Here is a 21255-nt window from a genome sequence, read left to right on the forward strand (position 1 = left end):
CGCCGTGCGCGCCTCAATTCGATGCAGGTACTTTCATGATTTCCATCAGCAACGTTTCGAAGTGGTACGGCCAGTTTCAGGTCCTCGCCGATTGCACGACCGAGGTGAAGAAAGGCGAGGTGGTCGTAGTGTGCGGCCCGTCGGGCTCGGGCAAGTCGACGCTGATCAAGACCGTGAACGGCCTCGAGCCGTTCCAGCAGGGCGAAATCCTCGTGAACGACCAGTCGGTCGGCGACAGGAAGACGAACCTGTCGAAGCTGCGCTCGAAGGTCGGGATGGTGTTCCAGCATTTCGAGCTGTTTCCGCATCTGTCGATCACCGAGAACCTGACGCTCGCGCAGATCAAGGTACTCGGCCGCGGCAAGGACGATGCGACCGAGAAGGGCATGAAGCTGCTCGATCGCGTCGGCCTGAAGGCGCATGCGCACAAGTTTCCGGGCCAGTTGTCGGGCGGCCAGCAGCAGCGGGTCGCGATCGCGCGCGCACTGTCGATGGACCCGATCGCGATGCTGTTCGACGAACCGACGTCCGCGCTCGATCCGGAAATGATCAACGAAGTGCTCGACGTGATGGTCGAGCTCGCGCAGGAAGGCATGACGATGATGGTCGTCACGCACGAAATGGGCTTCGCGAAGAAGGTCGCCCATCGCGTGATCTTCATGGACAAGGGCGCGATCGTCGAGGACGACCGCAAGGACGATTTCTTCTCGAATCCGAAGTCGGATCGCGCGAAGGACTTCCTCGCGAAAATCCTGCACTGAGCGATACCGCGTCGCCGCCCGTTCCACGCCGATTCTCCCGATGAAACGACTTCCCTCCCTCAATGCGCTGCAGGTCTTCGACGTCGTCGCCCGTCACGGCAGCTTCACGCGCGCCGCCGGGCACCTGTGCCTGACCCAGGGCGCCGTAAGCCGGCAAATCCTCGCGCTCGAAAGCTTCTATCAGTTTCCGCTGTTCAAGCGCACGCCCAAGGGGCTGACGCTGACGGCCGAGGGCGAACTCCTGTTGCCGACGGTACGCGAGAGTTTCGCGCGCATCGAGGAAGTATCGATGCGCCTTTTGCGCAGGCGCACCGAGCTCGCGCTGAAGGTGCCGACCTGCATGATGCAGTGGATGCTGCCGCGAATCATGCGGTTCCAGGCCGAGCATCCCGAACTCCAGGTGCAGATCACGACCACCTGGGAGCATCACGTCGATTTCCGCATGGAACCGTTCGACGCCGCGGTGATCTACGCCCCCGGCGCCGGTCCCGACATGCACGCGATCCCGTTGTTCGAGGAGCGGCTCACGCCGGTCTGTGCCCCGAGCCTGCTGGACCGGCAGCCGATCGCGAGCCTCGACGACCTGGCCCGTCATACGCTGCTGCATCCGACGCGCGATCACCGCGACTGGAAACGGTGGCTCGACCATGCGGGCGCGCCGTACGTCGACTCGACTCGCGGGTTGAGCTTCGAGACGCTGGATCTCGCGACACACGCGGCGATCGACGGTTACGGCATCGCGATCGGCGACAGGACGCTGGTGGACGAGAGCGTGGTGGCGCACCGGCTCGTGATGCCGTTCGACATCTCGTTGCCGACGGGGATGGGCTATTACTTCGTGTATCCGGGCGGGACCGAGCAACAACAGAAGATCCAGCTGTTCGGCGACTGGATCGCCGACGAACGCGCGTGGCGTTGCATCAAGCCGCCAGCCCCGGCGACGCGGCCGACGCCAACAGCGGCACTTCCGGATTGAACCGCGTCATGCAGTTCAGATCGAGCGCGCGAATCTGCTCGGTCATGAAGTCGACGAAGATCCGGATGCGCGTCGGAAGGTGCTGCCGGCTCAGATAGCAGATGTAGTGGCCGCGATCCTCCGGCACATGCTTCGCCAGCGCGACGACGAGTTCGTTCGACGCGAGATGGTCGCGAATCTGGTAGCCCGCCAACTGCGCGATGCCCGATCCGTTCAGCACCGAACGCAACACCAGATCCGCATCGTTGAAGGTGAGGCGCGACGCCGGCAGGTACTTCTGCACGCGGCCGTCCACGTTGAACTCCCATTCGAACAGGCGCCCGCTCGCAAACCGGAAATTGATGCACTCGTGCCTGTCGAGGTCGTCGACGCTCTGCGGAAGGCCGTGCTTCGCCACATACGACGGCGCCGCGCACAGCGCCATCTGCATCGGAATCAATTGCCGGGCGATGATGCTGGAGTCCTCGATGCGTCCGTTCCGGAACGACACGTCGATCCGTTCGGACACCAGATCGACGGGCCGGTCGTCGAGCAGCAGATCGATGATGATGTCCGGATACGCGTGCGCGAACTTTTCCAGGAGCGGCGCCACGATCTTCCTGCCGAATCCCACTGCCGAGCTGATGCGGATGAGGCCGCGCGGCGGCCCCTGCCGCAATTCCAGCATGTCGTTCATGGCTTCGACGATCTGCGCTACGCCCTGATGGCAATTCTCGAAGAAGCGCCGGCCCTCGCACGTCAGCTCGGTCGTGCGCGTGGTCCGCTGGAACAGCCGCGTGCTCAACTGCGCCTCCAGCTTCTGGACGTTCCGGCTCACGGCCGGCCGCCCGACGCCGAGCAGTTCCGCAGCCTTGGTGAAACTCCCCTCGCTCGCCACGGCGACGAATGCAAGGATGCCTGCATAGCTCGCGCCGAAGCTCGCCGACAGTGCATCGGCGCGACTGGCCAGGTCGCGACGCGCGCCGTGTTCCGATGGTTCCGAATGATTCATTTCCGCTGCCCCCAGACAATGCTGCTCAAACGGACTGATTCGTCGCCGGCCTGCGCCGGCGTACCGCATACATGCGAACGTGAATCAGCGTCTTGCCAGCCACTGGTCGAGACCGATGCGGCCGAGCCGCGCGGCCCCGAGCGGCACCAGCGACGTTTCCTCGACGCGGCCGCCGTAGTAACGGGCGTCGCGATCGGTCACCACCGCGCGCGTATCGCCGACCGACTTCAGGTAGCGCGCGACGATCTCCGCGAACGGCGCACGATCCGGGCCCGCGATCTCGATCGTGCCGTTCTGCGGCCCGGCGAGCGCGGCCTGCGCGACGAGTGCCGACACGTCTTCTGCGGCGATCGGCTGGAACAGTCCGTCGCCGATGTGCACGGTGCCGTCTTCGGTGCCGAAATCCGCGATGCCGCCGATGAATTCCATGAATTGCGTCGCGCGCACGATCGTGTACGGCACGCCCGCCGCCTCGATCGCCTGCTCCTGCGCCACCTTGGCCGCGAAATAGCCGTTCTCCGGCATCCGGTCGCAGCCGACGATCGACAGCGCGACGTGATGGCGCACGCCTGCAGCCACTTCGGCCTTGCCGAGATTACGCGCCGATGTGCGGAAGAAGTCCAGCACCGCCTGCGGTTCCCATGACGGTGCGTTCGCCACGTCCACGACGACGTCCGCGTCCGTCAACGCGTCGGTCAAGCCCTCGCCCGTGATGGTATTGACGCCCGTGCGCGGCGATGCAGCCAGCGCCTGGTGGCCCGCTTCCTCGAGCAGCGTGACGACACGCGAGCCGATCAGGCCCGAACCGCCGATGACAACGATCTTCATCGCAAAATCTCCTGACGAATGGATTTCATGTGAATGCGAGGGGGACATGACGAGTACCGGATCCGGTGAAAGGCGGTGATGACCGTCGCATCGCGTGGCGCAATTGTGGAAGAATCATGTCCTATCCAGCAGTGCCAAGAATCGTCGATCGGACTGGTCCATGCCGTGCCTGTTCCGTCACCCACGAGGCCTTCATGTCTGCGCAACCCTCCACACTGACCATCGAAATCGACCGGCAGCATCAATTGCCGATCTACCTGCAGATCTGCGAGCGGTTCAGAACCGCGATCGCCGCGGGCCACCTGCGTCCCGGCGATCGCGTGCCGGCGCTGCGCGGTCTGGCGACGCAACTGAACACGGCGCGCGGCACCGTCGAACAGGCATACACGATCCTGGTCGACGAGGGATATCTGCAAATGCGCGGCGCGGCAGGCACGTTCGTCTCGCCGTCGCTGCCGAAATCGCTGCCGCGGGCAACGCCCGCGCATGACGATGAATCGGCAGCGCACGTGAACAACGCCGGCGTGCTTCAAGCGCCGGGCACGTCGCGCGACAACCCGCTTCCACGGCGCGCGCAACCGATCGCCGTCGCGATGAGCGGCGAGCCGCGCCCGTTGCAGCCCGGGGTCCCCGCCCTCGACGCCTTTCCGCGCAAGGTCTGGCACCGCCTCGTGTCGCTGCGCGCGCGCAGCGGCGATCGCGCGCTGCTGGGCTACCCGAATCCGGCCGGTTACCGGCCGCTGCGCGAGCACATCGCCACCTATCTGGGGCTGTCGCGCGGCGTCACCTGCGTGCCGGAACAGGTGTTCATCACCAGCGGCTACCGCGCCACGCTGGAACTCGTGCTGCGCAGCCTCGCGCGTCCGAACGATCGCGTGTGGTTCGAGGACCCCGGCTATCTGCTCGCACGCAGCTTCCTGTCCGAGACCGGCGTGCAGCTCGTCCCGGTGCCGGTGGATGCCGAGGGAATCGACGTCGGGCGCGGCCTGCAACTGGACGCGCACGCGCGCTTCGCGCTCGTGACGCCGTCGCATCAGAGCCCGCTCGGGCATACGCTGTCGCTGTCCCGCCGCGTCGCCCTGCTGGACTGGGCCGAAAAGACGTCGGGGTGGATCGTCGAGGACGACTACGACAGCGAGTTCCGCTATCTGGGCCGCCCGCTGCAGGCGCTGAAGAGTCTCGACCGGCGCGATCACGTGATCTATTGCAGTACCTTCAGCAAGGCGATGTATCCCGGCTTGCGGCTCGCGTACGCGGTCGTGCCGGAGCGTGCGGTGGAGCGCGTCGAACGCGTGGCCTGCAGCATGAACGCCGGCTCGCCGGCGCTCCTGCAGGCAGCCCTGGCCGATTTCATCGAGCAGGGCCACTTCGCCCGGCACCTGAAGCGCATGCGCACGCTGTACGGCGAGCGCCGCACGCTGATCGTGCACGCATTACGGCAGGCATTCGGCGAGCGGCTGATCGTCGAGTTGCCGCCGGGCGGCATCCAGTTCGCAGTGCGGTTCACGGCGGGGCCCGACGGGCCGGTCGACGACGTCGCCGTCGCCGCGCGCGCCCGCGAAGCCGGGCTCGCGGTCCTGCCGCTGTCGATCTGGTATACGAACAGCCACACGCAGCAAACGCCGCGCGGCCTCATCATCGGGTTCGCGAACATCGCCGACGCGGACGAAGCACAACGTCACGCCCAAACGCTGCGCGCGTGCCTGGGCCGCTGACGCGCGGCGTGCACCAATCGCGTGCGACCATGCGTGCCGGCAACCGCTGCCGCCGGGCGCCTCGTTGAAATTCACGGCACGTTCCGGATTGGTGTCCAACGGGAAACATACAATCGCCCGGAACGGCCGTACCGCCATCCTGTGCGCGCCTCTAGCATGGAAGCGTCTTTCTCCCGTAGACGAACCGGGAACCGGGCTGCACCGGAAGATTGCCGCATTCCTCAGACAATCCGCCGCGCCCGTCATTCCCTGAATACGCAGCCCAGCCCCTTCGCAAGACGTTTCGACGCCCGAATGACCGAGGGTCGGAGCGTGCCGCTGAATTCGAGCATGCATCATGGATGACAACAAGCTGCAAGCCCCGCCGCTTTCCCTCCTCGACAGGTACCGAGGCCGGGATTTTCAACCGCTTTACACCACGACCGTCACCGTGTCCGGCGGCGAGACGGGCCATGGCCGCGCATCCGGCGTGGTCCGCTCGGATGACGGAAATCTCGCCGTCGACTTGCGCCTGCCCACCGAGTTTGGCGGGCCAGGCAACGGGACCAATCCGGAGCAGTTGTTCGCGGCAGGCTTCGCCGCGTGCTTCCACGGCGCGCTCAATCTGCTCGAGAAACGCGCCGATATGGAAACGCCCGACACCACCGTGGAGGTGCAGGTTTCGTTCGGCCGCGATCCCATGGATGGCGGCTATGCGTTGCTCGTTGACGTCCGGGTACGGATGCCGGGCGTCGATCGAAACCTCGCGGAAGAAATGGTTCGAACCGCGGAACGCTTGTGCCCGTACGCGAAGATGGCCCGGCAAGGCACCGTCAATATCGTGACCGTCGTCGACTGACCTGGCGCTCGTCGTGCGGCGGCAGCGCGTCGTCCGTTGCCGGAACGGCGCGCCGCCCCCCCGCCGCGCATCTCGCGATACGCGCGGGGGCAACCGGTCAATCGAGCGATGCCTGCGGGTTACCGGCCGCCAGCGCCTCGGCCCGATTCGGTGCCGGCGGATAGATCCATTGCGTGTTGATCATCTGCTTGCGCGCCTTTCCTTCGGCACGCGTCAGTTTGATCTGCCGATCCCAGCCTTCCGAGTACACGGCACCCCAGTCGCCCAGGTCGACGCATGTCGCATAGAACGGCTGCCGATATTCCAGCGTCGGCACGCCGATCAGATCCGCCGCGACGTTGTGCCCGCCGAATTGCCCCATCACGATCGCGTGCTGGCACGACATCAGCGCATAGTGCCCTTCATCGTCGCTGCGCGCGCGCGCCACGTCTCCCGCGACGAATACGTGCGGCGCTTCCGCCACGCGAAGATCCGGTGCGACTTCGACGCGCCCGAGCGGGTCCAGATGCGAGGAGACCTGCGACGTCAGCGGGCTCGCCTGCATTCCGCCCGCCCAGATTACGGTCATGGCCTCGATGTGCGTGCCCGACGCGGTACGAACGCCGTCGGCCGCGACCGACACGACGCGCGATCCGAGCACGGCCTCGACGCCCAGCGACGCGAATGCTTCCGCGACATACGGTCGAGGATTGGGGCCGAGATCGGGACCGATGTCGTCCTGCGCGCCGATCACGACGACACGCCCCGTCGTCTGCGGGCCGAACCACTCGCGCAAGCGCTTCGGCAACTCGGTGGCGACCTCGATACCCGTGAAACCGCAGCCGACCACCGCGACCGTATTGCGTGCCGGCGATTCCGGCAGTTTCGCGAGCGCCGCGAAGTGTTCGTCGAGCGCGACGGCGTCCTCGATGCGATCGACCGAGAACGCGTGTTCCGCGAGCCCCGGCACCGGCGGTTTGCTCAACCTGCTGCCGCTCGTCAACAACAGCCTGTCATACGCGAGCAGACGTCGCTGGCCGTTGCCGCACGCGACACTGACCGTCTTCTCGCGGACGGAAATCTCCTCGACGCTACCTTCGAGAAACCTCACGCCGACCGCATCGAGCAGCGGCAACAGCGGCGCGGCCATCCGCTGCGGCTCGCTTTCGTACAGCCGCGGCCGGATCTGTAGTTCCGGTTTCGGGGAGATCAACGTGATCTCGACGTCGCCGCTCGTCACGCCGGCACCATCCAGCACGCGCGCCGCACCCAGCGCGCCCCACACGCCGGCGAAACCGGCACCCACTATCAGGATCTTCTGCGACATGATCATTGCCCTCGGTTGATGTCGATGGCGGCAACTCGCCACGCGAAATCATCCTAGGTCGACACGGCATTGCGCAGTAGATCCGCAGTCGTGCTCACGATGTTGCCGCTTCGGCACCAATCCATCACGCGCCGCACGAATCGATCGCAGGCATGATGTCGACGAACGATCGCACGCGACTTGAACGCCGTCTTCGTCACCCACCTGAATCAACGATGAGGCAAATAAAATGCACATGGGGAAATCGTACAAACTGTCGGAGTTTCTGATCTGGACGCGCTGGAAAATTTACGAGCTGCTCATTTTCGGTTCCGTTCCGGTTGTCCTGTACAAGTTCTTCTCCGTTACGTGGCTGTCGATCCCCCTGACGATCGTGGTTCTGCTCGGCACCGCGACCTCGTTCATCGTCGGCTTCAAGAACGTTCAAACCTACAACCGCGCGATGGACGCGCTCGAAATCTGGACGGATATCCTGAGCAAGAGCCGTCGCTGGGGCCAACTCGCCCGCGACTTCGTCACCGATGACGAGATCGCCCGAAAACTCGTCGATCGCCACCTGGCGTGGCTGACCGCGCTGCGCTATGACCTGCGTCGCCCGCGCGTCTGGGAAAGCACGAGCAAACGCTACAACGCGGAGTACCGCCGGTTCTATCGCGTTCCGGAATGGGAAAAGGACATCAGGGAATTGTTGCCGAAGTACCTCTCCTCGACCGAAACGGAGCAGGCGCTCTCGTCGCCTTGCATCGCGACGTTCGTGCTGAGCCTGCAGGGCACTTCGCTCAGGACGCTTCACATGGCCGGCCATCTGAATTCGAACTTCTACATGGAGCTTCAGAAGACCGTCGGCGACTTCATCGATCTTCAGGCAAGATCGGAACGCTTCAAGAACTTTCCCTACCCGCGTCAGTACGCGACCGTCAGCGCCCTGTTCGTCCGGTTCTTCTGCCTGTCACTTCCGTTCGGCCTTCTGAACGAATTCAACCGGTTGAACGACAGCGTGAGCGGTTTCATGCACGGCAACATGGTCTGGCTGGTCGTGCCGTGCAGCGTCGCCGTTTCCTGGATGTACACCTCGCTCGAGCAGGTTGGCGAAAGCACCGAGAACCCGTTCGAAGGCGGCGCCAACGACGTGCCCATTTCAACGCTGTGCAGCACGATCGAACGCGATCTGAAAGCGATGCTCGGAGAACACGCGCGCGACCCGTCGAGCCGCACGATCATCGCGTTGTAACGCGTCAGGCGCCTCTTGTCGCGCCACCCTCCGTTCGTCGATTGTTGTCGCCGAGACAACATGATGAGGTCCTTCGCGACGCTACTGCCGCACGAGCACATCACCTACGCTTGGCGCTGACGGTGGCCGTGCATGCATGTCCGCTCCCTTCCGGGAAACGGACACGACACCGCAAGAGCAACGTGCGACCCGCGCGGCCGTCTGCGCCGCGTTGCGTCGTCGCGCGTCATTGGCCGCGCAGCCAGGGCTGTTGCCATGGTGTGACCCGGCACCTCACCAACCGAGGAACGATCCGTGACAGAAGAAGATATCCGCAACAAAGCGTTTACGATGCCCGTGCACAACCCGGCGTATCCGCGTCCGCCCTTCCGCTTCGTCAATCGGGAGTACTTCATCATCTCGTACGAGACGGACATGGACGCCCTCCGGGCCGTCGTCCCGGAACCGCTGACGGTCGACCAGGCCGTCGTCCACTACGAGTTCATTCGGATGCCTGATTCGTCGGGATTCGGTGACTACACCGAAAGCGGCCAGGTGATCTCCGTTCTGGACGAGGACGGCGCTCGCGCCAATTTCACGCATGCGATGTACCTCGACGACGAAGGCCCGATCGCCGCCGGACGGGAAATCTGGGGATTTCCCAAGAAACTGGCGTCGCCGCGGCTCTACGTCGACGGCAAGGACACGCTGCTCGGCACGCTCGACTACGGCACGCAGCGCATCGCCACAGGAACGATGGGTTACAAGTACCGCGCACTCGACACGGAAGCCGAGCGCCGCAAGCTCGCCGACACGCCCAACTATCTGCTCAAGGTCATTCCGCACGTCGACGGCTCCGCGCGCATCTGCGAGCTGGTGCGATTCTTCCTGCGCGATGTCGACGTGATCGGCGCATGGGAGGGACCCGCCGCGCTCGAACTGCATCCGCATGCGCTCGCGTCGGTTGCCGACCTGCCGGTTCGCAAGGTGATCGGCGCGCGCCACGTCATCGCGCATCTCACGCTCGATATCGGCGAAGTGGCCCACGACTACCTCGCCCCCGCCGCGTCGCTGAAGCTCGCGGTCAACCAGTAAACATCAGGAGGACGTATGGCACTGAATGACAAGATCGCGCTCGTGACGGGCGCGGCAAGCGGTATCGGCGACCTGTGCGCACGCAAGCTTGCGGCGGACGGCGCGACCGTCGTGATCGCCGATCTGAACCTCGCGGCCGCCCGCAAGGTTGCGGACGATATCGTCGCGGCCGGCGGCAAGGCATTGGCGATCGCGATGGACGTCACCAGCGAGGAAGCCGTCGAAGCCGGCATGGCCGAAACGGTGAACCGGCTGGGCGGCATCGACGTGCTCGTGTCGAACGCGGGCATCCAGATCGTCAACCGGATCGAGGACTACGCATTTTCCGACTGGAAGAAGATGCTGGCCATTCACCTGGACGGGGCATTCCTGACGACGCGTGCCGCCATCGGGCACATGTACGCGTCGAACAAGGGCGGCACGGTGATCTACATGGGCTCGGTGCATTCGCACGAAGCCTCGCCGCTGAAGTCCGCCTACGTGACCGCGAAGCACGGGTTGCTCGGGCTTGCGCGCGTCGTCGCGAAGGAAGGTGGGCCGCGCGGCGTACGCGCCAATGTCGTGTGCCCGGGCTTCGTCAGGACGCCGCTGGTCGACAAGCAGATTCCCGAGCAGGCGAAGGCGCTGGGCATCTCCGAACAGCAGGTCGTCAGGGACGTGATGTTACGGGAGACCGTCGACGGCGAATTCACGTCGGCCGCCGATGTCGCGCACACGGTTGCGTTCCTGGCCGGCTTCGAGTCGAACGCGCTCACCGGACAATCGATCGTCGTCAGCCACGGCTGGTTCATGCAATAAGGAGGGCACCATGTATTCGAGCCAGCGTAACAAGCTGAAGCAGCCCCACCGCATCAAGCTGCCCGCGTATGACGAAATCGGGCTCGTGCTGCAGGGTGGCGGTGCACTCGGCTCATATCAGGCCGGCGTATATGAAGGCATGGCCGAAGTCGGCGTGGAGCCGACGCGGATCGCCGGCGTATCGATCGGTGCGCTGAATACGGCGATCATCGCCGGCAACGCGCCGGCGGACCGCACGGACGCGCTCCGCGGCTTCTGGAACACCATCAGTCAGCCGGGCGATCCGCTCGCTCACGTCGGCGCGTGCATGTCGGCATGGCCCGGGCTGGCCGACGTGGGGCGACGGTGGTCGAGCGCATGGGCCGCCACGCGCACGCTGATGGAAGGCCAGGAGGGATTCTTCTCGCCGCGCATGCACGTGCCTTTCGCCGGGTTCGGCGGGAAGCGTCCCGACCAGGTCAGCTATTACGACACGTCGGCGTTGCGCGAAACGCTCCTGCGGTACGCCAATTTCGACCGCATCAACGACGGGAACATTCGCGTATCCGTCGGCGCGGTCAACGTGCGAACGGGCAATCTCGTCTATTTCGACAATACGAAAATGCGCCTCGCGCCGGAACATTTCATCGCGTCCGGCGCGCTGCCGCCGGGTTTTCCGGCCGTCGAAATCGATGGCGAGTTCTACTGGGACGGCGGCCTCGTTTCCAATACGCCGCTCACCGAGATCATCCGCGAAAGCCAGCACAAGGACACGCTCGTCTTCCAGCTCGATCTGTGGAGCTCGCGCGGCAAGTTGCCGGGCGACTTCCTCGATGTCAGCGAACGCACCAAGGACATTCAGTATTCGAGCCGCACGCGCGCGATCACGGCGTTCATGTCGCAGAACCAGAAGCATGCGCAGATGATCAAGGCGCTGCTCGAACATATTCCCGAACACGTGCGGCTTGCCCACCCGCTGCTGCGGGAAGCGCAGAAGACGGCGGACGGCAGCGCCGTGAACGTGGTGCACCTGATCTACAAGAACAAGGCGTTCGAGGGGCACTACAAGGACTACGAGTTCAGCAAGGACACGATGCGGGAGCATTGGGCGAGCGGTCTCGAGGACATTCGCCGTTCGTTCGGACACCCGGAGTGGTTCGAGATTCCGAGCCGGGAAACCGGCTTCGTCACGCGGGACGTGCACCGCTATCGGCACGACGTCGACGAAGCCGGCAGCCTCGGCAAGCATGCCTCTCCCGTGGAACCACTGCCACCGGAGAAGGAATCGTCCGTCGTCGGGTAACCCGTATCGACGCCAGCCGCGGGTGAGCCAGGCGGTCGGCCGCGGGCCGGCGACGCGTGACCGGCGCCCCGCCGGTGCCGCTCCCGACTCGCGGTACCGCGCTTGCAGGACCGCTTCCGTCGGAGCCATGACCGATCGTCGAGATCGCGCGTGCGCTCGTCTCAAGGAGAGCACCATGATGTCGCATGAAATGATCGCGCGGTACGGCACGTTGGTCGTATTCCTGAACGTGCTCGGGTCGTCGCTCGGCCTGCCGCTGCCTGCCATTCCGACCTTGATCACGGTGGGCGCGGGTATCGCGCTCGTGACCCATGTCGCGTCGTCGGCGCTGCTGCATTTCTCGACGATACTGGCCGCCGCCGTGGTTGGCGGCCTGCTTGGCGACCTGATCTGGTACCAGGGCGGAAAGCGCTACGGCAAGCGCACGCTTCACACCGTCTGCAAACTGACGCCGTCGCGCGACGCGTGCGTTCGGACGACCGAGCGCTTTTTCGGCCGCTGGGGCGTTCGCGTGCTCGTGGTCGCGCGGTTCGTACCCGGCCTGTCGCTCGTGGCCGTTCCGCTTTGCGGCGCGATGGCCGTCAGGTTGCGCGCCTTTGTCTTGCACGATTGCGTCGGCATCGCGCTGTGGGCATCGATCGGACTGGCCGTCGGCACGCTGTTCGCGTCGCAGATCGACGCGTTCTTCGCGCTCGTCGCCCGTCTCGGCTGGCATGTGCTCATCGTGATCGGCATCGCACCGCCACTGTATTTCGTGTACGGATATTGCCGCCGGCGCATGCTGGCAAGCGCACTCGGTAAAGCGCGGATCAGCGCCGCGGAACTGCATGCGCTGCTCGCGAACAATCCGCGACCGGCCGTGATCGATATCCGTTCCGCCGAACGAAGAATGCTCGATCCGTTCGTCATTCCGGGCGCGGTGATCGGCGATGAACGCAAGCCCCGCCAGATCATGGAACGTTACGGCACGAACCGGACACTCGTCATCTATTGCGCGTGCCCGCACGAAACATCTGCCGTGTCGGTGGCCAGGCAGCTGCGGCTGTCCGGCGTCAAGCTCGCGTTGCCGCTCACCGGCGGTATCGATGCATGGCGCATCGCGGGCTTCGACGTGGTGCCGATGGTCGCGATGAACGACACGGCGATCGGCCCGGAAGAACGGAAAGCCTTCACGTATTGACGCAGTGGCGCGCCCGGATTCCCGGGCAGCGGGGTATCGCACCGTCGGCGGCCTGTCGGGCCGCCGATTCGATTTGCGACGGTCAACACCTCAATGACGCCTCCATCGGCTCGCGCAGCGAGTGCCGGACATCGACATCGCGCGCCTCGCTCCTCTTCTTCCCGGTCACATCCTCGGCGGACCTGACACGACGCACTCGGCGACAGTTGCGCCATGCGCCGACTGCATCACTTGTCTCGAACCTGAGGGCATGACGCGCTGTCGTTCATGTAACGGGTAAAGCGTCCGTTCCGCCGCTGCGCGCCTGGCGGGCACTTTCCCCGACACGGTCAGTGAGATCGGCGTAACGGAAGTTCGACGTCGGCAGGCTTGGTACGCCATCAAACGCATTTCCGTGACGATAGAGGCACTGGTTGGCCCCGAACGGCTTGATCAGTTTGACGAAGCGTTTGACGCAAGGCACGGCCGCTTCCTGCAACGACCCGACCGATCCGCAGAACGCGACTGCATGGTGTCCATCATTTTGACGGACACCATGCCGACATTGATCCACACGGATTTGGCGCATCCCGGTGCGGCGGCAACCGAGCGATCGTCGCCGCGCGATTCCGGCGGCCTCGTTCAGTGACCGCCTGCCGCGATCCCGGCGCCCCCGCCCTTGCCCGGCCGGGTGAGCCAGACCAGCGGAATGATGACGATGAAGATGATCGACGACAACCAGAAGATGTCGTTCAGCGCGAGCATCGCGGCCTGTGCATTCAGCGTGCGTTCGAAAAACGCCGCAGCCTGGTCGACACCGCCGCCGAGGGTCGCCTGGAGCTGCGCGACGGCACTCGTGTAAGCGGGGTTGTTCACGCTCGATTGCTCGGCGAGCCGCGCGTGATGCAGGATCGTCCGGTCATTCCATCCCGTCGCGATCAGCGAGGTGCCGACGCCGCCCGCGAACACGCGCACGAAGTTCGACAGCCCGGCGGCCGCCGGAATCCGGTCGGGCGCGAGGCCCGACAGAATGATCGCGGTCAGCGGCGTGAAGAAGAGCGCCATCGGAATGCCTTGTAGCAGGGTCGGCAGCACCAGCGTATACGGGTCGACGCCCGTCGTGTAATGCGAGCGCATGAAGAACACGCCCGCAAAGCCGACGAAGGCCAGCGTCGCGAGCACCCGCGCATCGGACTTCGGCATGATCTTCGCCATCAACGGTGCCATCAGCACGGCGAAGATCCCGAGCGGTGCCGTCACGAGCCCGGCGTCCACCGATCGATAGCCGAGATAACCCTGAATCCATTGCGGCAGGATCACGAGGTTCGAGAAGAACACCGCGTACGCGACCGAGATCGCGATCGTGCCGCCGCGGAAATTGCGCACCGCGAACAGGCGAACGTCGACGATCGGGTTCCGCTCGGTGAGCTCCCAGATCAGGAAGAACACGAAGCTGACGGCGGCGATCACGGCGAGCGAGCAGATCACGGGCGAGCTGAACCAGTCGAGATCCTTGCCTTTGTCGAGCATGATCTGCAGCGTCGCGACCCATACGACCAGCGACATCAGGCCGACCTTGTCGATGGGCAGCTTGCGCACCTGCGTCTCGCGGTCGCGATAGATCATCCACGTCACGCCGGCCGCGAACAGGCCGACCGGAATGTTGATGTAGAAGATCCACGACCAACTGTAGCTGTCGGTGATCCAGCCGCCGAGCGCGGGACCGGCGATCGGGCCGACCGTCGCGGTCATCGACCAGAGCGCGAGCGCGGTCGAGCTTTTCTCCTTCGGATACGAGCCCAGCAGGATCGCCTGCGAAAGCGGAATCAGCGGCCCCGCGACGGCGCCCTGCAACACGCGCGCGGCGAGCAACACGAGCAGGTTCGGCGCGATGCCGCATAGCCACGACGACAGAACGAACAGCACGATCGCCGCCACGAACAACCTGATCTGCCCGACGCGCTGCGTGAGCCATCCGGTCAGCGGAATCGCAACGGCATTGGCCGCCGAGAACAGCGTGATCACCCACGTGCCTTCGTCGACGGACACGCCGAGGTTTCCGGAGATGGTCGGAATCGCCACGTTGGCAATCGACGAATCGAGCACGTTCATGAACGTCGCGAGCGCGACGGCAAGCGTCGCCAGCACCAGCTTTCCACCCGTGAGCGGCGGCGGCGCAGGTTGAGTCGAGGAATTCATTTTGCTCATACTCCGAAGGTCGACCGCGCCGGCGCATCGTTCCGGCCAGTCGGATGATTGAATCGACCGGAACGCGACTGCCATGCGTATCCCGGCCGACGGTTCAACTCGCGCGCCGCGTCGTGTCGCGCGGGTCCTTTGCATCACGCGTGGCGGAAGCCGTCGGCTCGCCGACACGCGCCGTCGCCCCCGCACGTCCGATCACGACGTTGCGCGCGATGATCTTCTCGATCTCGGCATCCGCCTGTGCGCCATATTCGGCAAACACGTCCGTGCGATACGACGTGTTCGTCGCCGCGCCGAGCTGCGGGCCCGTGTCGTCGCGCGTATCCACATCGACGTCCATCGACAGTCCGATACGCAGCGGATGCGCGTCGAGTTCCTTCGGGTCGAGCTGGATGCGCGCGGGCAGGCGCTGAACGATCTTGATCCAGTTGCCCGTCGCGTTCTGCGCGGGCAGGCTCGCGAATGCGCTGCCCGTGCCCGCCGAGAAGCCGACCACGCGGCCGTGATACCTGACCTTTCCGCCGTACACATCGGCCGTCAGCGTGACGGGTTGACCGATGCGCATGTTGCGCAACTGGCTTTCCTTGTAGTTCGCGTCGACCCACACGCCGTCGAGCGGCACGATCGCCATCAACGGCGTGCCGGGCGACACGCGCTGGCCGACCTGAACCGAACGCTTCGCGACGTAACCCGTGACGGGCGCGGGCAGCACGTTGCGCGCGTATGCGAGATAAGCGTCGCGCACCTTCGACGCGGCCGCCTGCACGTTCGGGTGCTGATCGATCGTCGTGCGGTCGGTCAATGCGCGGTTGGCTGCCGCCTGTTGACGGGCAGCGTCGAGCGCGGCACGCGCGGCCGCCACGGTGTCGCGTGCGTGCGCGATGTCCTCGGCCGACACGGCCCCCGTATCGGCGACGGCCGCGCGACGACGCAGGTCGTCCTGGGCACGCACGAGATCGGACTGCTTCTGGGCGATGTTCGCGGCATACAGATCGTCGTTCACGTAGAGACTGCTCACTTGGCGCACGGTCTGGCCCAGCGCCGCCTCGGCGTTGCCGAGCGCGACTTTGGCGTCGGCGGCGTCGAGCGTGACGACAGGATCGCCCGCCTTCACGATCTGCGTATCGTCGGCGTTCACGGCGACGACGGTACCCGCCACCTGCGGCGTCAACTGCACGAGATTGCCGCTGACGTATGCGTCGTCGGTTGATTCGTGGTAACGCGCGAACGTCAGGTAGTACGCGCCATACGCAACCGACGCCGCCACGACCGTCACGCCGAGCAGCGCCAGCAGAAGCCGACGGCGGCGCGTCGCGCCTTCGCTTGCGACATCGTCGCCGCCCGACGGCGACGTATCACGATTCACGCGGGAGGCGTCGGCCGGCTTGCGTACCGGCGGATCGATTTCGCTCATTTCAATTCTCCAGGCAGATTCGATGGATCGCCGCTCAGCGCGCGGCGACAGCAGGCACGGCCGCTACGCGCACATCGGCATGTGCCGATGTGCCTGCGCCCGCGAATGACGTGTCGACGAAGCCGCCGCCCAAAGCGGACGCGAGCGCAATCTGACGATCGCGGCGATCCATGCGCAGATTCGCGACGCTCTGATCGGCGGAAAGTGCGTTGATGTCGGCGTTCAACACCGTCAGTTGATTCGTGAGACCGGCCTTGTACTGCGCGAGCGCCAGCGCGGCCGCCTTCAGCGCGGCCTGCTGCGCCGTCTGCGCATCGATCAGCTCTGCGTCCGTCGAACGCACGTCGGCGACTTGCGTCGCGACTTCGCTCAGCGCGGTGACGAGCGCCTGGTTATAGGTCGCGACGGCGAGATCGAAGTCCGCGTAGCGCCCCTTCAGTTGCGCACGAAGTGCACCGGCGTCGAAGATCGGCAGGTGAATGGCCGGTCCGACCGACGCGGTACGGCTCGCCGCCGTCAGGAAACGGCCGAAGCCGAACGCATCGAGTCCGATCGCGGCGCTCAGGTTGATGTCCGGATAGAACTCGGCCTTCGCTTCCTTCACGCCGTGCACGAGCGCATCGACACGCCACCGGGCAGCCACGATGTCGGGGCGCCGGCTCACGAGATCCGCAGGCAGATTGTCGGGCACGCGTACCTCGTTTCCAGTGCCGAGCGTCGGGCGCCCGATCCCCAGGCCGCGATCGGGACCCGCGCCGAGCAGCGCGGCAATCTGGTAGCGCGCCGCGAGGATCCGGCCGTCGAGCGATTTCAGCAACGCACGGCTCGTCGCGAGATTCGCGCGCGCGGTCTCCCGCTCGACCTGCGTATCGAGCCCGGTCGCGATTCGGCCCGCGGCGATGCGATCGATCTGCTCGCGTTGGGCGATCTCCCGTTGCGCGATGTCATGCAACAGGAACAGGCGTGCAAGTTCGTTATAGGTGCGTGCGATCGCCGTCGTAAGCGTCAACCTGACCGCTTCCGCGTCGGCGCGGCTCGCCTGCAGGCCGGACACCGACGCGCGCAGTGCCTCGCGTTTCTTGCCCCAGAGGTCGAGCTCGTACGAAGCGCCCAGGATGCCGCGGTTCTCCGTCTGCCATGACCCACCATACGGCGGCGGCACGAGCGCTGTTCCAGAAAACTGCTGACGCGTGAGCGCGTAGCTGGCGTCGACGCGCGGCATCGTCCCCGCCCGCGCGGATTCGCTGTAAGCCTGCGCGGCTGCCACGCGTGCACGCGCCTGATCGAGTGTCGGGCTGCTCTCGAGCGCCTCGTCGATCAGAGACTTCAGTTGCCCGTCACCGAACTGATCGGCCCAGTCGGCGGTCGGCCAATGTCCTTGCTCGGACGGCAGGCTCTGTTGCGTCGCGTAATGCTGCGGATCGGTGATCGCCGCATCGCCGTGAATGCCGGCGTAGTTCGCGCACGCCGACAACGCCGATGCGACGATCACCGGCACGCCGGCCCTGAACGCGCGCGATGCATTCCGCCACGCGATCGAAAGCATGGTCGTCGCGCGTGCCTTCACGAGCGCGATCAATGTCCGGATGCCGATCCATGGATTCAGCAAACCGCGGCGCACCTGCTCGCTGTGACCGACACCGCACACGCACCAGCTGCAGAAGTGCTCGCAGTTGTTCGTCAGAAGCCGATAGCGGTCCTCGCCGACGCGCGACCAGGCCCGCTCGACGACAGCGACTCCGGTATAGACGGCGTCCGGTTCCGCCTGAACATGGATGCCGTGGTTCGCCGCGAAGCGACGCAACGGGATGCATTCCACCGGACACCGCCTCGCGGAACGATCGAAGCCGCCATAGTGAACAACCAGTCCGTCTCCGACGTAGATGCCGTGATGCACGTAGCCATCGCGCTCGCTGACGAGATGCGCGCCTGCGTCGATGCCGGGTTCCGTACGAATCGGTCCGTGCGAAAGCGTCGGCCAATCGATATCCAAAGTGTCCATCGCAAGCCTCCGATTGCGTAGGTGTGCCGCATGTCGCGTCACCGATGGGTTGCCTGCATGCGCAAGCCGAACATCGGCCCGCATTGCCGTGCCGTCATACTAGGATCCGCACTCATGCGCAGGTAGACCCGCATCGGAACACTGACCCGTTCCTCATCGGCACCAATCGGCTGCACCCGCGGTCGTGCAACGCTCGACGCGAGCGACACCCGCCGCTCTCGCCGCATTGGTGCGAAGCGGGCAACACCATGCATCCCTGACCGATCTGGTCCAACGACCCGTCTTTGCCTAGCATGCAAGAGCGCTGGGGCCATCGTTCGGATGGCGGTCGTGGGGAACGGCCTGCAGGCAAGCGCTGCACCATTGCGCCGATTCGCTTCGGGAAACGACGCGCCGCCCCGATACGCAGGGCTCGAAACACTCGCGTCGATCAATACAAGCAACCGGGAGGCATATGGAGAACGAGAGGTTGCAACCTCCGCCGTTGACACTGCTCGACAAATACCGCGGACAAGAATTCGCCGCGCTCTACACGACCACGGTCACCGTTTCCGGGGGCCAGTCCGGTCATGGCCGCGCATCGGGCGTCGCACGATCCGATGACGGCTGTCTCGCCCTCGATCTGCGATTGCCGACCGAACTCGGCGGGCCGGGCGGCGGAACCAACCCCGAACAGCTTCTCGCCGCCGGCTACGCCGCGTGCTTTCACGGCGCGTTGAGCCTGATCGCTCAACGCGATCGGATCGACATCCGGGAAGCGACCGTCGCCGTCGAAGTGGCGTTCGGTCGCGATCCGGTCGATGGCGGCTATGCGCTGACCGCCACCGTCACCATCCGCATGCCGGGCGTGGACCGGCAGGTCGCGGAGCGACTCGTCCGCGACACGGAGCGCCTGTGTCCTTATTCGAAGATGGCACGGCAGGGAATGTGCAGTGTCGTCGCCGTGTCGGCGTGATTGGTGCCGAAGCGGCAACAGAGTGCGCACGTTCCTGGTTCTACCGGCCCGCGGGACCCGCGATTACGATGGTTGCCAGGCAGGTCGTGCGATGCATCGCCATGCTCACGACCACTCGTGCAGCTTCCACCAATCAGGAGAACGGATCATGACGCAACGTATCAATTATTTTCAGCAATCGCCGGAACTGACCAGGAAACTCGTCGAACTCGACGGGCTGCTTCAGAAGACGGCGATCGAGGTTCCGGTCCGCGAGCTCGTCGAGATTCGCGCGTCGCAGCTCAACGGCTGCGCGTTTTGCGTCGACATGCACATCAAGATGGCGAAGATCCACGGCGAGCGCGAACTGCGCGTGCATCACGTCGCGATCTGGCGCGAGTCGCCGCTGTTTTCGCCGCGCGAGCGCGCCGCGCTCGAATGGACCGAGGCGCTGACGCATCTCTCGTCGCATGGCGTGCCGGACGATCTCTACGAGCGCGTGCGGGCCCATTATTCCGAGCAGGAACTGTCGGATCTCACCGTCCTCGTGGGCGCGATCAACTGCTGGAACCGGCTGAACGTCGCGTTCCACATCGTGCCCGGTTCGTTCGACAAGATGTTCGGGCTCGACAAGGCCAACCTGGAGTAACGCCATGAAACGCATCGTGCTTGCACTTGCACCGCTTGCGCTGTCGCTACTGACGCCCGTTCAGCCGGTCGTCGCGGCACCGCAAGCCAAGGTCACGCAACTGACGACGGAATCGTTGCCCGAGTATCCGGGCAAGGAAGTCGAGATGATCGTCGTGGATTATCCACCCGGCAGCGTCGACCCCATCCATCGCCACGACGCACACGCATTCGTCTATGTGCTCGACGGCAGCATCGTGATGGGCCTGAACGGCGGCAAGACGGTCACGCTTCATGCCGGCGACACGTTCCACGAAGGCCCGGAAGACGTGCATACGGTCGGACGAAACGCCAGCAACACGAAGCCGGCAAAATTCGTCGTGTTCCTGATCAAGAACAAGGGCGCCCCCGTCCTCACGCCGGTGAAATAGCAGGACCGTCGTCGCGCCGGTCACCGGGTCGGGCGACGACGAAACCGAGCGCGATCTTCAGTGAAAGTCATGGCGCCGCGAACGGGCGCCATGATCGAACGACCTTCCTGATGCGTCATGCCGCGCTGGCGTTCAGGCGCGACCGTCTCCTTCCGCACGTCGGGCGTCGCCGAGCATCGTGACGAGAACCAGCGCGGCAATCAGCCCAAGGTGCTCGAAGAAGCTGTTGAGCGCCATGAAATGCGCCGCGCCCGTGTGGTTCCAGAAATCGTTCGCCACGACCATCGCGACGAGCGTCAGCATGCCGAGGCTGCCGGCGCCGAGCCACGTGAAGCGGCGAAACACCACGCAGAGCGAACCGCCGATCTCGACCACAACCGCCAGCGCAGCCCACAGCGCGGCCGGCTGCAGGCCGAAATGCGCCTGCTCGGCCACCGCTTCGTCGAAATGCATCGCCTTGTTGATCCCGCCGATCAGAAACGCGGAGACGAGTGCAAGTCGTACCAATGGACCGACCCACGGCTGCGCAAGCAGAACCCGGATCCACCCGGGGCTGTACCGACCGGTTGTCGTCGACATGTCAGACCGCCCAGCACGAACAGCCGAACGCGCCCCAGAAGCCCTTCGCGTCCGACGTCGGCAATGCGCTGCCCCACGCGCTCGCATGCGCATGCTGGTGCACG

General features: G+C 65.1%; 20 protein-coding genes. 13 read left to right on the forward strand and 7 right to left on the reverse strand.

The annotated features are described in order from the left end of the window. Nucleotides 1-35 precede the first annotated feature (35 nt). Nucleotides 36-761 (forward strand): amino acid ABC transporter ATP-binding protein, encoded by a 726-nt coding sequence (locus HWX25_RS21215; RefSeq protein ID WP_175910273.1) that lies wholly within the window; start codon nucleotides 36-38, stop codon nucleotides 759-761. Between the two features lie 40 nt (nucleotides 762-801). Further along, nucleotides 802-1737, forward strand: a complete 936-nt coding sequence (locus tag HWX25_RS21220) for a LysR substrate-binding domain-containing protein (protein WP_244135280.1) — start codon at nucleotides 802-804, stop codon at nucleotides 1735-1737. Here the strand turns inward: HWX25_RS21220 and HWX25_RS21225 are convergent. Then, nucleotides 1682-2728 (reverse strand): LysR family transcriptional regulator, encoded by a 1047-nt coding sequence (locus HWX25_RS21225; RefSeq protein ID WP_175910274.1) that lies wholly within the window; start codon nucleotides 2726-2728, stop codon nucleotides 1682-1684. The genes HWX25_RS21220 and HWX25_RS21225 overlap by 56 nt on opposite strands. A gap of 84 nt (nucleotides 2729-2812) precedes the next feature. Beyond that, complete coding sequence (locus HWX25_RS21230; protein WP_175910275.1) at nucleotides 2813-3556, reverse strand: SDR family oxidoreductase; 744 nt, start codon at nucleotides 3554-3556, stop codon at nucleotides 2813-2815. A gap of 194 nt (nucleotides 3557-3750) precedes the next feature. Here HWX25_RS21230 and HWX25_RS21235 point away from each other — a divergent pair, with 194 nt between their 5' ends. Together HWX25_RS21235 and HWX25_RS21240 are read left to right on the forward strand one after the other, a co-directional pair. Beyond that, entirely contained in the window at nucleotides 3751-5271 is a 1521-nt protein-coding gene (locus tag HWX25_RS21235) for a PLP-dependent aminotransferase family protein (RefSeq protein WP_175910276.1), read from the forward strand. A 337-nt stretch (nucleotides 5272-5608) separates the two neighbouring features. After that, on the forward strand, nucleotides 5609-6109 hold the full coding sequence (locus HWX25_RS21240; RefSeq protein WP_175910277.1) for an Ohr family peroxiredoxin: 501 nt from the start codon (nucleotides 5609-5611) through the stop codon (nucleotides 6107-6109). Between the two features lie 97 nt (nucleotides 6110-6206). Here HWX25_RS21240 and HWX25_RS21245 read toward each other — a convergent pair whose 3' ends face one another. Beyond that, nucleotides 6207-7415: an NAD(P)/FAD-dependent oxidoreductase gene (locus HWX25_RS21245; RefSeq protein WP_175910278.1), complete on the reverse strand. Its 1209-nt coding sequence runs from the start codon at nucleotides 7413-7415 to the stop codon at nucleotides 6207-6209. 229 nt (nucleotides 7416-7644) lie between these two features. Between HWX25_RS21245 and HWX25_RS21250 the strand changes: the two genes are divergently transcribed. The 6 genes from HWX25_RS21250 to HWX25_RS21275 all read left to right on the forward strand — a co-directional run bounded on the left by HWX25_RS21250 (nucleotide 7645) and on the right by HWX25_RS21275 (nucleotide 13608). Then, the gene (locus HWX25_RS21250) at nucleotides 7645-8646 is read left to right on the forward strand and encodes a bestrophin family ion channel (protein WP_175910280.1); all 1002 of its coding nucleotides are present in this window, start codon (nucleotides 7645-7647) and stop codon (nucleotides 8644-8646) included. Between the two features lie 294 nt (nucleotides 8647-8940). Further along, a complete protein-coding gene (locus HWX25_RS21255) occupies nucleotides 8941-9720 on the forward strand; it encodes an acetoacetate decarboxylase (RefSeq protein WP_175910282.1) in 780 nt (259 codons plus the stop codon). 15 nt (nucleotides 9721-9735) lie between these two features. Further along, on the forward strand, nucleotides 9736-10518 hold the full coding sequence (locus HWX25_RS21260) for a 3-hydroxybutyrate dehydrogenase (RefSeq protein WP_175910284.1): 783 nt from the start codon (nucleotides 9736-9738) through the stop codon (nucleotides 10516-10518). Nucleotides 10519-10528: 10 nt separating this feature from the next. Further along, nucleotides 10529-11800 (forward strand): patatin-like phospholipase family protein, encoded by a 1272-nt coding sequence (locus HWX25_RS21265; RefSeq protein WP_244135281.1) that lies wholly within the window; start codon nucleotides 10529-10531, stop codon nucleotides 11798-11800. 175 nt (nucleotides 11801-11975) lie between these two features. Next, complete coding sequence (locus tag HWX25_RS21270) at nucleotides 11976-12980, forward strand: VTT domain-containing protein (RefSeq protein WP_175910286.1); 1005 nt, start codon at nucleotides 11976-11978, stop codon at nucleotides 12978-12980. Nucleotides 12981-13374: 394 nt separating this feature from the next. Continuing rightward, entirely contained in the window at nucleotides 13375-13608 is a 234-nt protein-coding gene (locus HWX25_RS21275; protein ID WP_175910288.1) for a hypothetical protein, read from the forward strand. Here HWX25_RS21275 and HWX25_RS21280 read toward each other — a convergent pair. The 3 genes from HWX25_RS21280 to HWX25_RS21290 all read right to left on the reverse strand — a co-directional run bounded on the left by HWX25_RS21280 (nucleotide 13602) and on the right by HWX25_RS21290 (nucleotide 18580). Further along, nucleotides 13602-15158 carry a DHA2 family efflux MFS transporter permease subunit gene (locus tag HWX25_RS21280; RefSeq protein WP_175910290.1) on the reverse strand — a complete coding sequence of 519 codons (1557 nt, stop codon included), beginning with the start codon at nucleotides 15156-15158 and terminating at the stop codon, nucleotides 13602-13604. The two genes, HWX25_RS21275 and HWX25_RS21280, sit on opposite strands and share 7 nt — an antisense overlap. A gap of 103 nt (nucleotides 15159-15261) precedes the next feature. Beyond that, entirely contained in the window at nucleotides 15262-16578 is a 1317-nt protein-coding gene (locus HWX25_RS21285; protein WP_175910292.1) for an HlyD family efflux transporter periplasmic adaptor subunit, read from the reverse strand. 34 nt (nucleotides 16579-16612) lie between these two features. After that, on the reverse strand, nucleotides 16613-18580 hold the full coding sequence (locus HWX25_RS21290; protein ID WP_175910294.1) for an efflux transporter outer membrane subunit: 1968 nt from the start codon (nucleotides 18578-18580) through the stop codon (nucleotides 16613-16615). Between the two features lie 454 nt (nucleotides 18581-19034). Between HWX25_RS21290 and HWX25_RS21295 the strand changes: the two genes are divergently transcribed. The 3 genes from HWX25_RS21295 (at nucleotide 19035) to HWX25_RS21305 (ending at nucleotide 20572) form a co-directional block, all read left to right on the forward strand. Then, nucleotides 19035-19535, forward strand: a complete 501-nt coding sequence (locus HWX25_RS21295) for an Ohr family peroxiredoxin (protein ID WP_175910296.1) — start codon at nucleotides 19035-19037, stop codon at nucleotides 19533-19535. 148 nt (nucleotides 19536-19683) lie between these two features. After that, entirely contained in the window at nucleotides 19684-20163 is a 480-nt protein-coding gene (locus tag HWX25_RS21300; protein ID WP_175910298.1) for a carboxymuconolactone decarboxylase family protein, read from the forward strand. Between the two features lie 4 nt (nucleotides 20164-20167). Then, nucleotides 20168-20572 carry a cupin domain-containing protein gene (locus HWX25_RS21305; RefSeq protein ID WP_175910300.1) on the forward strand — a complete coding sequence of 135 codons (405 nt, stop codon included), beginning with the start codon at nucleotides 20168-20170 and terminating at the stop codon, nucleotides 20570-20572. 132 nt (nucleotides 20573-20704) lie between these two features. Here HWX25_RS21305 and HWX25_RS21310 read toward each other — a convergent pair whose 3' ends face one another. Further along, nucleotides 20705-21151, reverse strand: a complete 447-nt coding sequence (locus HWX25_RS21310; RefSeq protein ID WP_059701045.1) for a DoxX family protein — start codon at nucleotides 21149-21151, stop codon at nucleotides 20705-20707. Nucleotides 21152-21255: the final 104 nt, after the last annotated feature.

Source organism: Burkholderia sp. BCC1640 (genome assembly GCF_902833125.1).
GTDB lineage: Bacteria > Pseudomonadota > Gammaproteobacteria > Burkholderiales > Burkholderiaceae > Burkholderia > Burkholderia diffusa.

Coding starts and splice junctions, on each gene's coding strand:
- HWX25_RS21215 (WP_175910273.1), top strand. CDS start 36: ATGATTTCCATCAGCAACGTTTCGAAGTGGTACGGCCAGTTTCAGGTC.
- HWX25_RS21220 (WP_244135280.1), top strand. CDS start 802: ATGAAACGACTTCCCTCCCTCAATGCGCTGCAGGTCTTCGACGTCGTC.
- HWX25_RS21225 (WP_175910274.1), bottom strand. CDS start 2,728: ATGAATCATTCGGAACCATCGGAACACGGCGCGCGTCGCGACCTGGCC.
- HWX25_RS21230 (WP_175910275.1), bottom strand. CDS start 3,556: ATGAAGATCGTTGTCATCGGCGGTTCGGGCCTGATCGGCTCGCGTGTC.
- HWX25_RS21235 (WP_175910276.1), top strand. CDS start 3,751: ATGTCTGCGCAACCCTCCACACTGACCATCGAAATCGACCGGCAGCAT.
- HWX25_RS21240 (WP_175910277.1), top strand. CDS start 5,609: ATGGATGACAACAAGCTGCAAGCCCCGCCGCTTTCCCTCCTCGACAGG.
- HWX25_RS21245 (WP_175910278.1), bottom strand. CDS start 7,415: ATGTCGCAGAAGATCCTGATAGTGGGTGCCGGTTTCGCCGGCGTGTGG.
- HWX25_RS21250 (WP_175910280.1), top strand. CDS start 7,645: ATGCACATGGGGAAATCGTACAAACTGTCGGAGTTTCTGATCTGGACG.
- HWX25_RS21260 (WP_175910284.1), top strand. CDS start 9,736: ATGGCACTGAATGACAAGATCGCGCTCGTGACGGGCGCGGCAAGCGGT.
- HWX25_RS21265 (WP_244135281.1), top strand. CDS start 10,529: ATGTATTCGAGCCAGCGTAACAAGCTGAAGCAGCCCCACCGCATCAAG.
- HWX25_RS21270 (WP_175910286.1), top strand. CDS start 11,976: ATGATGTCGCATGAAATGATCGCGCGGTACGGCACGTTGGTCGTATTC.
- HWX25_RS21280 (WP_175910290.1), bottom strand. CDS start 15,158: ATGAATTCCTCGACTCAACCTGCGCCGCCGCCGCTCACGGGTGGAAAG.
- HWX25_RS21285 (WP_175910292.1), bottom strand. CDS start 16,578: ATGAGCGAAATCGATCCGCCGGTACGCAAGCCGGCCGACGCCTCCCGC.
- HWX25_RS21290 (WP_175910294.1), bottom strand. CDS start 18,580: ATGGACACTTTGGATATCGATTGGCCGACGCTTTCGCACGGACCGATT.
- HWX25_RS21295 (WP_175910296.1), top strand. CDS start 19,035: ATGGAGAACGAGAGGTTGCAACCTCCGCCGTTGACACTGCTCGACAAA.
- HWX25_RS21300 (WP_175910298.1), top strand. CDS start 19,684: ATGACGCAACGTATCAATTATTTTCAGCAATCGCCGGAACTGACCAGG.
- HWX25_RS21305 (WP_175910300.1), top strand. CDS start 20,168: ATGAAACGCATCGTGCTTGCACTTGCACCGCTTGCGCTGTCGCTACTG.
- HWX25_RS21310 (WP_059701045.1), bottom strand. CDS start 21,151: ATGTCGACGACAACCGGTCGGTACAGCCCCGGGTGGATCCGGGTTCTG.